Source organism: Halobacillus trueperi (assembly GCF_003386945.1).
Classification (GTDB): domain Bacteria; phylum Bacillota; class Bacilli; order Bacillales; family Halobacillaceae; genus Halobacillus; species Halobacillus aidingensis.
In genome coordinates this window covers 73608-83237 of the sequence record NZ_QUAE01000014.1, presented here as the reverse complement: position 1 = coordinate 83237, position 9630 = coordinate 73608, and the positions used below count along the sequence as shown (strand labels likewise).

The 9630-nt window shown below is 46.7% G+C and carries 10 protein-coding genes, 2 tRNA genes and 2 rRNA genes; 12 read left to right on the top strand and 2 right to left on the bottom strand.

Annotated features, from left to right (window positions below; all coding sequences use genetic code 11):
- The 9 genes from DYE48_RS15300 to tsaD form a co-directional block, all read left to right on the top strand.
- A 23S ribosomal RNA gene (locus DYE48_RS15300) occupies nt 1-122 on the top strand; the annotation flags it as partial.
- 91 nt (nt 123-213) lie between these two features.
- Nucleotides 214-327, top strand: a 5S ribosomal RNA gene (rrf, locus tag DYE48_RS15295).
- A gap of 84 nt (nt 328-411) precedes the next feature.
- Nucleotides 412-488 (top strand) — tRNA-Met (locus DYE48_RS15290).
- Between the two features lie 114 nt (nt 489-602).
- Nucleotides 603-679, top strand: a tRNA-Asp gene (locus tag DYE48_RS15285).
- A 160-nt stretch (nt 680-839) separates the two neighbouring features.
- On the top strand, nt 840-1826 hold the full coding sequence (gene thiL, locus DYE48_RS15280; protein WP_115824379.1) for a thiamine-phosphate kinase: 987 nt from the start codon (nt 840-842) through the stop codon (nt 1824-1826).
- Complete coding sequence (gene tsaE, locus DYE48_RS15275) at nt 1827-2282, top strand: tRNA (adenosine(37)-N6)-threonylcarbamoyltransferase complex ATPase subunit type 1 TsaE (RefSeq protein ID WP_089654960.1); 456 nt, start codon at nt 1827-1829, stop codon at nt 2280-2282. It abuts the gene before it with no gap.
- The gene (tsaB, locus tag DYE48_RS15270; protein WP_115824378.1) at nt 2279-2962 is read left to right on the top strand and encodes a tRNA (adenosine(37)-N6)-threonylcarbamoyltransferase complex dimerization subunit type 1 TsaB; all 684 of its coding nucleotides are present in this window, start codon (nt 2279-2281) and stop codon (nt 2960-2962) included. Before tsaE ends, tsaB begins: the two co-directional genes overlap by 4 nt.
- Nucleotides 2963-2966: 4 nt before the next feature.
- On the top strand, nt 2967-3410 hold the full coding sequence (rimI, locus tag DYE48_RS15265) for a ribosomal protein S18-alanine N-acetyltransferase (protein WP_115824377.1): 444 nt from the start codon (nt 2967-2969) through the stop codon (nt 3408-3410).
- Nucleotides 3407-4438, top strand: a complete 1032-nt coding sequence (tsaD, locus tag DYE48_RS15260) for a tRNA (adenosine(37)-N6)-threonylcarbamoyltransferase complex transferase subunit TsaD (protein WP_115824376.1) — start codon at nt 3407-3409, stop codon at nt 4436-4438. The genes rimI and tsaD overlap by 4 nt, the downstream gene beginning before the upstream one ends.
- A gap of 461 nt (nt 4439-4899) precedes the next feature.
- Here the strand turns inward: tsaD and DYE48_RS15255 are convergent, their stop codons facing one another.
- Complete coding sequence (locus tag DYE48_RS15255) at nt 4900-6834, bottom strand: ABC-F family ATP-binding cassette domain-containing protein (RefSeq protein ID WP_115824375.1); 1935 nt, start codon at nt 6832-6834, stop codon at nt 4900-4902.
- A 160-nt stretch (nt 6835-6994) separates the two neighbouring features.
- Between DYE48_RS15255 and moaC the strand changes: the two genes are divergently transcribed.
- From moaC to DYE48_RS15240, 3 genes are read left to right on the top strand one after another with little or no spacing between them, the layout of a single operon-like run.
- Entirely contained in the window at nt 6995-7477 is a 483-nt protein-coding gene (gene moaC, locus DYE48_RS15250; RefSeq protein ID WP_115824374.1) for a cyclic pyranopterin monophosphate synthase MoaC, read from the top strand.
- A gap of 15 nt (nt 7478-7492) precedes the next feature.
- Nucleotides 7493-8152 (top strand): redox-sensing transcriptional repressor Rex, encoded by a 660-nt coding sequence (locus tag DYE48_RS15245; RefSeq protein WP_089654966.1) that lies wholly within the window; start codon nt 7493-7495, stop codon nt 8150-8152.
- A 60-nt stretch (nt 8153-8212) separates the two neighbouring features.
- Complete coding sequence (locus tag DYE48_RS15240; RefSeq protein WP_115824373.1) at nt 8213-8767, top strand: GNAT family N-acetyltransferase; 555 nt, start codon at nt 8213-8215, stop codon at nt 8765-8767.
- A 37-nt stretch (nt 8768-8804) separates the two neighbouring features.
- On the opposite strand, the gene DYE48_RS15235 is transcribed toward DYE48_RS15240, so the two are convergent.
- A complete protein-coding gene (locus DYE48_RS15235) occupies nt 8805-9626 on the bottom strand; it encodes an SDR family oxidoreductase (RefSeq protein ID WP_115824372.1) in 822 nt (273 codons plus the stop codon).
- Nucleotides 9627-9630 lie beyond the last annotated feature (4 nt).

Sequence of the window (9630 nt, the reverse complement as noted above, 5' to 3'; positions counted from 1 at the left end):
TGAGATTTCCCTTTGCTTTAAGCAAATAAGATCCCTCAGAGACGATGAGGTTGATAGGTCCGAGGTGGAAGCGTGGTGACACGTGGAGCTGACGGATACTAATGGATCGATGACTTATCTATCTGATTCAAATCATTCGTGAAAAGATTGTCCTTTTTCAAACAAGATGTTTCCTTATCCAGTTTTGAGGGTTCACCTCAAACTTTATATTGATGTGGTGGTGAAGGCGAAGAGGTCACACCTGTTCCCATGCCGAACACAGCAGTTAAGCTCTTCAGCGCCGATGGTAGTCGGGTTTACCCCCGTGAGAGTAGGACGCCGCCACATTGATTTATTTTCTAAAACGTAGTACAATAGGAAATAGAACACAATTAAATCTTATGGGAACTTATCAAAGTAATCCCACATTATCGCGGGGTAGAGCAGTCTGGTAGCTCGTCGGGCTCATAACCCGGAGGTCACAGGTTCAAATCCTGTCCCCGCAACCAAATTTCATTTAACTACGTCGAGTAATCATCCAAGTTAAATGAAAATCGTAGTACTAATAAGTGCAACCAATTTTTATTTAAGTCATTAGACTTTCTTTTTTTATGAAAAATTTTGGTCCGGTAGTTCAGTTGGTTAGAATGCCTGCCTGTCACGCAGGAGGTCGCGGGTTCGAGTCCCGTCCGGACCGCCACTACTTAAAATTAAACGTTCAGCCTTAGGAACCTTTCCTAAGGCTTTTATTATGGAATTTTTTAAATATGCCTCTCTCTTGGTATAATAGGAATACTACGATTATACGTTCGGCTGGTTTCGTATTAAGAAAGCGGTCATAAGAGAAAGGGATATTACACATGGATGAGTTTTCATTTATACGATCGATCAAGCCGGAGTATTACCGGCAATCTTCTTTAATAAAAGGGATCGATGATGATGCAGCTGTCTTCCGACCATCGGGTCATGATATCGTTACGGCTGTGGATACGATGGTGGAGGGAGTCCATTTTACGAGACAGACGATGGCTCCTGAACAGATCGGCTACCGTGTCCTGGCTGCAAATATCAGCGATCTTGCCGCGATGGGAAGTACGCCTGCCTTTTTTATGGTTTCAATTACCATTCCTTCTGATTGGAGTCAGGAAGAACTTGAACGTATTTATGAGGGAATGAAGAGACTCGGGGATTCTTATCAGATGGATTTAATCGGCGGTGATACTGTTTCCGGAAGTGAGCTTTCGATAAGTGTCACCGTCATTGGGATGGTTCATAAAGGGAAGGCCCGATATCGATCGACAGCTAAGACGGGAGATGTATTGTTTGTTACAGGAACCCTCGGAGACTCCCGTGCAGGTCTGGAATGGTTATTGAATCCAAAAGGGCAAGCATCCGAGGATCATACATATCTGGTGCAGCGACATCAATCCCCCGTGCCGAGGGTAGCCTTTGCTTCTAATTTGTCTCATCTGGAACGCTTGACTTTGAACGACGTAAGTGACGGGATTGCGAATGAGGCGAATGAAATCGCAAAAGCCTCGGAAGTTGACCTTTGGATTGATTCGAAAGCTCTCCCTTTTTCTGAAGCGATTCAAAAGGTATTTCCCGGGCAGTATGTAGATTGGGGATTATCAGGAGGAGAAGATTTTGAATTGCTTGGATCGGTTCCAGAAAAGGATTGGTCACAAGTGATAGAAGCTGCAGAACAAGCAGGTGTGACCGCAAGTAAAATAGGCTATGTAAAAACGAAAGAGGGACCGGAACCAGTGGTGAAGGTTAACAAGAGCGGAGAGTGGGAAATTTTAACCTCTTCCGGTTATACTCATTTGAAGGAAAAGGGTGATTGAATGACGACATTTGAATGGAGAAGCTCCTCTACGGAAGAAACGCAGCAGATGGCGGAAAAGCTCGGGCAACGATTGCAGCCAGGAGATGTGCTGACGTTAGAGGGAGATTTGGGCGCAGGTAAAACGACGTTCACGAAGGGTCTAGGCAAAGGACTGGGTGTGAAACGGACAATCAACAGCCCGACCTTTACGATTATGAAAGAATATCAGGGGCGTATCCCTTTTTATCATATGGATGTGTACCGTCTGGAAGAGAGTGATGAGGACCTTGGTTTCGACGAGTACTTTGAGGGGGATGGTGTGACGGTCGTGGAGTGGGCTCAGTTCATACATGAGTTTTTACCTGATGAACGGTTGGACATTACGATTCGTTATTTGGATGACTCGACGCGGTTGTTCACATTAAAGGCTGCCTCTGGTCATTATGAAGCGTTATGTAAGGAGATTTTAGAATGAATGTACTGGCGATAGATACTTCGAATTATGTCATGGGGGTTGCGGTCATTAGAGATGGGGCTGTAGCCGGTGAATATGTGACGAATATTAAAAAGAATCATTCCATCCGTTTGATGCCTGCGATCGATCAGGTCATGAAGGAGACGGGGATGAAGCCGAGTGACTTGGACAGAATTGCGGTTGCTCATGGTCCAGGGTCATATACGGGGGTCCGGATCGGGTTAACGACAGCAAAGACGATGGCATGGTCGCTCGGAATTCCTATCGTAGGTGTCTCAAGCTTGGAAGCTGTAGCACGCCAGGGAGCCTTTTTCCAAGGATATGTCTGTCCGTTCTTTGATGCGCGGCGGGGACTCGTCTACACAGGTCTGTATCGGTCAGACATGACGATTGAAAAGGATGAGACGAACGTATTAATGGAGGATTGGCTTCATCAATTGAAGGAACTGGACGAACCCGTTCTCTTCCTCAGTCAGGATATAGCTGTACATGAAGAGAAGATCGTCGAGATTCTTGGTGATCAGGCGGTTCTTCCGAAAGCTCCTTACCACTATGCACGGCCTGCCATCATCGCTTCTGTAGCAGAAGAAAAGGAACCAGGTCCGTTGCATGACCTTGTCCCGAACTACTTGCGGATCCCTGAGGCGGAAGCCAAATGGCTGGAGCAGCAGGAGAAGTAATAGAATGGCGACGATCAGGAGAATGACGAAGGATGATGTAGAAGCTGTTATGGAAGTCGAAAAGGCTTCTTTTGCCGTACCATGGTCCGGGGAAACCTTTGAAAAAGAGATGGAAGACAACCCTTATGCGCATTATTATGTCGTAGAAAAAGCAGACAAAATCATTGGATACTGTGGTCTGTGGTTGATCATTGATGAGGCGCATGTCACGAATATCGCCATTCATCCGGACCATAGAGGAAATAAGTATGGAGAGCGATTGTTCCGCCATACGTGTAACGAAGCGATCGAGCATGGAGCGATCCAACTATCGCTTGAAGTGAGAGTTTCAAATACAGCCGCGCAGCATATGTACCGGAAGTTCGGCATGGTACCTGGAGGCATCCGTAAAAGGTATTATTCGGACAACGGTGAAGATGCGTTAGTGATGTGGGTGGGATTAAAATGAAGGAAGATCAATACATTATAGCGATTGAAACGAGTTGTGATGAAACGGCCGTGGCAATTGTAAGAAACCAAACAGAATTGGTTACGAACATCGTAGCCTCTCAAATTGAAAGTCATAAGCGTTTCGGAGGGGTGGTACCGGAAATTGCCTCCAGACACCATATCGAACAGATGACGATTACACTTGAAGAAGCCCTGGAAGACGCGGGGATGACACTAGACGATATGGATGCCATTGCGGTGACGGAGGGACCTGGACTGGTCGGCGCCCTTCTTGTCGGGGTCAATGCCGCGAAATCGATCGCTTTTGCAAAACAAAAGCCGCTCGTAGGCGTGCATCATATTGCCGGTCACATCTATGCGAACCGTTTGGAAAAGGAATTTGAATTTCCGCTCCTTTCTCTCGTCGTTTCCGGCGGGCACACGGAGCTTGTGTTGATGCGTGAACATGGATCCTTTGAAATTATCGGTGAAACGCGGGACGATGCCGCAGGGGAAGCGTATGACAAAGTAGCACGGACGCTGAAGCTTCCATATCCAGGAGGTCCTCAAATTGACCGTCTCGCTCAAGAAGGGGAAGAAACAATCGATTTTCCTCGTGCCTGGCTTGAAGATGGATCCTATGATTTCAGTTTCAGCGGATTGAAGTCAGCAGTCATCAACCGTCTTCACAAAGCGAAGCAGCGGGATGAACATTTGAAACCTGAGGATGTAGCCGCAAGCTTTCAGGCAAGTGTTGTGGACGTGCTATCCACAAAAGCTATTCGCGCTGCGGAGGAGTATGGTGTGAAGCAGATGATTGTCGCAGGTGGTGTAGCTGCCAATAAAGGACTGAGAGCTGCGCTTCAGGAGAAGTTTGAAGGCAGCGAAACAGAATTGCTCATTCCACCGCTTCATTTGTGCACAGATAATGCCGCGATGATTGCTGCAGCTGGAGCTGTTGCGTACAATCAGGGACACCGGGCTGGATGGGACTTGAATGCCAATCCAGGGCTGGATCTTGAACTCTTTGGTGGACGAAAAAAATAAGGTCGTGAACAAGAACGATCAAAGCTCTCCTTTATAGATAAGGAGGGCTTTTCCCTTTTATTAACGGGAGTGTGTATAAGTGTGAGGATGGATTAAGAAAATGATTTATCCACATGTGTATAAACATACAGTGGACAATTTATTAGTGGATAAGTAGAAATGGTAAAGAAAACGGTACCAATTTTGTGGATAAATCTCATTATTTTTGTGGATAATGTGTATAACCCTGTTGAAAACTGTTAATAAAGCTATTCAACTGTTGAAAACTATGTGGATACTGAATCATCATTCATACACGCTTATGCATTTGCGTTAGGTTCATCATTAAAAGTAGATATTAATAAACCTTTACTTCCGTTCATTAAAAGCGGAATATCGTTCTAACACTATCTGTTTGGGAAAAAATGGTGTACCAGGTCATCCATATTCTGGATGACCTGGTACACCTGTTTCTTTCAGTATCAGTCATGGAGGGTTTCCCATTCTTCCATGAGGGCTTCGAGTTTGGTTTGGAGCTGGTTGTTGTCTTCTGTGATCTCGAGTGATCTTTCGTGGTCCTGATAGATGTCCGGGTCACAGAGGAGCTCTTCGTTTTCTTCGAGTCTCGCTTCCAGCTGTTCAATTTCTTCTTCGATCTCAGCAATGCGGCGGTTTTTCTTTCGTTCTTCACGCTTTGCCGCTTTGTCTTCTTCAAAGCTGTTCTTCTGCTGCACTTCCTGCTGTTTTGGTTCGTTTTGCAGTCGTTCTGCTTCTTCGATTTGCTGCAACTCGTATTCTTCCTGCTTCTTATCTACATAGTAGTCATAATCACCAAGAAACAGTCGTGTCTCTTCAGGATTCATTTCCACAACCTGTGTCGCGATCTTGTTGATAAAGTAACGGTCGTGGGAGACGAACAAGAGGGTGCCTGGATAGTCCACAAGCGCTGCTTCCAACACTTCTTTACTGTCGAGATCGAGGTGGTTGGTCGGCTCGTCGAGAATCAAAAAGTTCGCTTCCTGCATCATCAGTTTCGCTAAAGAAAGTCTCGCTTTTTCGCCACCACTCAGCGCAGAGACAGGCTTCAGCACATCTTCTCCTGAAAAAAGGAAGTTACCGAGAATGGTGCGGATATCTTTTTCATTTTTCATCGGATATTCGTCCCAAAGTTCGTTCAAGACGGTTTTCGTTGAGTTCAGCTTCGTCTGTTCCTGATCGTAATAACCAATTTGCACGTTCGTTCCGATCAGCTTTTCACCTTTCGATTGTTCCAAGTCTCCGATGAGTGTCTTCAATAACGTCGTCTTTCCAACACCGTTCGGTCCGACGAGCGCCACAGAATCGCCACGGTTCAAATCAAGGGATACATTGTCAAAAAGATAATCCTTGCTGTCATTGTAACGGAACGCGTAGTTACGCAGCTTCAGCACATCGTTCCCGCTTCGTTTCGCTGTCTGGAAACTGAACTTCGCCGATTGGTTGTCGTCCTTCGGCTTTTCGAGCTTGTCCATTTTCTCCAGCTGCTTGCGGCGGCTTTGTGCCCGCTTACTTGTCGTCGCGCGGACGATGTTTTTCTGAATGAAATCTTCCATCCGTTTAATTTCTTCCTGCTGCTTCTCAAAGCGTTTGAGTTCCTGCTCATAGTCCGCTTCTTTCTTTTTCAAATAATCGCTGTAGTTGCCGTGGTATCGCTTGGATGATTGGAACGCGATTTCATACACGGTGTTAACGATCTTGTCCAGGAAGTACCGGTCGTGGGAGACAATGACGACCGCTCCTTGATAGCCTTGCAAGTACCCTTCAAGCCAGCTCAGCGTATCGATGTCCAAATGGTTCGTCGGCTCATCGAGGATGAGCACATCAGGACTTGTGAGCAAAAGCTTTCCGAGTGCCAGGCGTGTTTTCTGCCCGCCGCTCAAGGAGTTGATCGGTGTATCCCAGTCGAAGTTTTTGAAATTCAACCCGTTCAATACGCCGCGGATATCCGCTTCATACTGATACCCGCCTGCGGTCTTGAAGTATTCCTGTTTGCGGTCGTAATCCGCCAACAGCTGCTGGTAACGTTTCTGATCGTCGAGCAAGTCTGGGTCCGCCATCTGCACTTCCATGGAGCGGAGTTCTTTTTCCAAGTCCTTCAGATGGGTGAACACCTTCTCCATCTCGTTCCAAATGGTTTCCTCAGACTGCAGCCCTGTATTTTGGGCCAGGTAGCCCATCGTTGTTTCTTTCGGTTTGAAAATATTGCCTTCATCGTGGCTCATTTCACCAGCCATCATTTTGAGCAAGGTTGATTTTCCTGCTCCGTTCCGACCGACGATGGCGATCCGGTCGTTCATCTGCACTTCCAATTTGATATTCGATAAAATCAACTCGGCGCCGAAACGCTTCGTCAATTGGTTCAATTGCATGAGAATCATGTCGTTTCACCTCAATAAAATCAGTGTATCTCATAGGCGCGCCCCCTAGCAACACAATGGTCTCCAAGTATGTGAAATCTTTAACGACTAACGTTTGATTTTTTGGTAGAATAAGAGTAGTGTTTCAATCAGTACTGTTAACAAAAAGGGGTAGAAGAAAATGGCGGAGTTCAGTCATTTTAATGACCAGGGCCGCGCCCGTATGGTGGATATTTCAGACAAAAATGATTCCGTGCGGACGGCCGTCGCAGCAACGAGTGTACAAGTGAATGAAGAGATTTATCATAAAATCACGAACCATGAGATTGGAAAAGGGGATGTGCTTTCTGTGGCCCAGGTCGCAGGGATTATGGCAGCGAAAAAGACATCTGACTGGATTCCGATGTGCCATCCGTTGTCATTAAAAGGAATCGATGTGTCCTTCGATTGGGAAACAGAAGACCAGCCGACATTAAACATCGAGGTTTCTGTCAAGACGAAGGGAAGCACAGGGGTGGAAATGGAAGCGCTAACGGCCGCTTCAGCCACAGCCCTCACGGTTTACGATATGTGCAAAGCGTTAGATAAAGGAATGGTCATCGGCCCGACCTATTTGAAAGAAAAGACAGGCGGGAAAAACGGCGACTATACGAGAAACAGGTAAAGGAGTCCGGTGCTAATGGATATCGAACAAACGAAGATTCCACAGGCGACAGCGAAGCGGCTGCCGCTCTATTATCGCTTTTTGAACAACCTCCATACCCAGGGCAAACTGCGTGTGTCATCGAAGGAACTGAGCGATGCGGTCAAAGTCGATTCAGCGACGATCCGCCGCGATTTCTCCTATTTCGGAGCACTCGGCAAAAAAGGGTACGGCTACAACGTCGAGTATTTGCTTTCCTTTTTCAGAAAAACGCTCGACCAGGATGAAACGACACGTGTCGCGTTGATCGGTGTCGGGAATTTGGGTACGGCATTTTTGAACTACAACTTTACGAAAAACAACAATACGAAAATCGAAATCGCCTTCGATGCCAACGAGGAAAGGGTCGGTTCTGAGGTCGGTGGCGTCGGTGTCGAGCACATTGACGATTTAGAAGAAAAGCTCGGTGACATTTCTGTTGCCATTCTCACCGTTCCATCCTCTGCCGCTCAAGGGATCGCGGACAGGCTTGTAAAAGCGGGGATTTCAGGGATTCTTAACTTTACACCAGCGAGGATCAGCGTGCCGTCGAATGTCAGGGTCCATCATATCGACCTTGCCATCGAACTGCAGGCTCTCGTCTATTTCCTGAAGCATTACCCACTGAACGAAGAGGAAGCAGAGGAAGAACAATAAGAAAGACAAACGGGTGTGAAATCATTTTGGTTTCTCACTCTTTTTTTAGGAGGAAAGGTTTTGGAAACGTTATCGTTTGGTTCAGAAACAGAAAGATTGGTAATTAGACCGCTTGAAAAAAGTGATTATGAAAGCTGGCTTCATGGATATGAGGGGCGTTTTCCGTCAAAGCGCCGTCATGATGAAGGCCGTCTTGATATGAGTGTTTGTACGAAAGAATGGTTTGATGAGCTGGTGGAGAAACATCAACAGTTAGCGATGGAGGATACCGCGTATATCTTCGGTGTTTTTCTAAAAGGAGATCAAACACACGTGGGAATGATTGATTTCTCTACTTTAGTAAGATATGACTTCCAGTGGGGAAGAATCGGGTATGCGCTGCATAACCAGCATTGGGAGAAGGGTTATGGGAAGGAAGCGGTGGCTGAAGCATTAAGGATCGCTTTTGATCAACTGAGTTACCACCGGGTAGAGGCCCATATCAATTTGGATAATGAGCCTTCCATCAAGATGGCAGAGAGCATAGGTCTTGTGTATGAATGCACCCGAAAAGGGTTCATCCACGAGTTTGGTGAATGGACGGACAACTTGATCTACTATAAAAATGCAGAATAAAAAAGAAGCTTAGCACAATGCTGAGCTTCTTTTAATGTTACTCGGTATTCTCTTTCCAGCTTTTGTCCATAAGCATCTTCCCAGGCCACGTGTAGGCCATAATGCCACCGTCTGCGGTAATGTCTTCCCCCGTCACATACGAACTTTCATCAGAAGCGAGGAAAAGAGCGACATTCGCCATTTCCTCCGGGCGTCCGAGGCGTCCCATCGGCGTGACCCACTTATTCGCTTCACGGAACTCTCTGCCTTCTTCTTCCTGCTTCGTCCCTGCCAGCTCTTTGACGAGCGGAGTTTCGATGGTACCTGGAGAAATCGAATTGACACGGATGCCTTCGCGCGCATAGTCGATTGCCATCGCTCTTGTGAAATTGGTAATACCGCCTTTTGCTGCATTGTATCCGGAGCGGTCGAGATCCGCTGCCTGACCGGACATGGACGACGTATTGATGACAGAACCTCCATTTTCAAGCATAAGCGGGAGGATGTATTTGCTTGTTAAAAAGGTTCCTCTCAAGTCGACCGCAATAATTTTATCGAAAAGTTCGACCGGATATTCGTGCACTTTGCCGCCTTCTTGATCGACGCCGGCATTGTTGAACAGGATGTCGACCTTCCCGTAATGTTCTTTTACGTAATTGGCGAACTTCTGGACACTGTCCACATCGGAAACATCAAGCTCGACGGCTTCGGCCTGACCACCTTCATACTTCACTTCATCCACCGTTTTCTGTACTTCTTCTACATTAATATCACCGCAAATGACAGTTGCTCCTTCACTTGCGAACCGTTTGACGGTCGCCGCACCGATCCCTGTTGCAGATCCGGTGACGACGGCGGTTTTATTATCTAAACGTCCCATATCA

Bases quoted from the DNA above. Each gene is read 5' to 3' on its own strand.
- rimI (WP_115824377.1), top strand. From the start codon at position 2,967: ATGGCGACGATCAGGAGAATGACGAAGGATGATGTAGAAGCTGTTATG.
- DYE48_RS15245 (WP_089654966.1), top strand. From the start codon at position 7,493: ATGGATATCGAACAAACGAAGATTCCACAGGCGACAGCGAAGCGGCTG.
- tsaB (WP_115824378.1), top strand. From the start codon at position 2,279: ATGAATGTACTGGCGATAGATACTTCGAATTATGTCATGGGGGTTGCG.
- tsaE (WP_089654960.1), top strand. From the start codon at position 1,827: ATGACGACATTTGAATGGAGAAGCTCCTCTACGGAAGAAACGCAGCAG.
- thiL (WP_115824379.1), top strand. From the start codon at position 840: ATGGATGAGTTTTCATTTATACGATCGATCAAGCCGGAGTATTACCGG.
- DYE48_RS15255 (WP_115824375.1), bottom strand. From the start codon at position 6,834: ATGATTCTCATGCAATTGAACCAATTGACGAAGCGTTTCGGCGCCGAG.
- DYE48_RS15235 (WP_115824372.1), bottom strand. From the start codon at position 9,626: ATGGGACGTTTAGATAATAAAACCGCCGTCGTCACCGGATCTGCAACA.
- moaC (WP_115824374.1), top strand. From the start codon at position 6,995: ATGGCGGAGTTCAGTCATTTTAATGACCAGGGCCGCGCCCGTATGGTG.
- tsaD (WP_115824376.1), top strand. From the start codon at position 3,407: ATGAAGGAAGATCAATACATTATAGCGATTGAAACGAGTTGTGATGAA.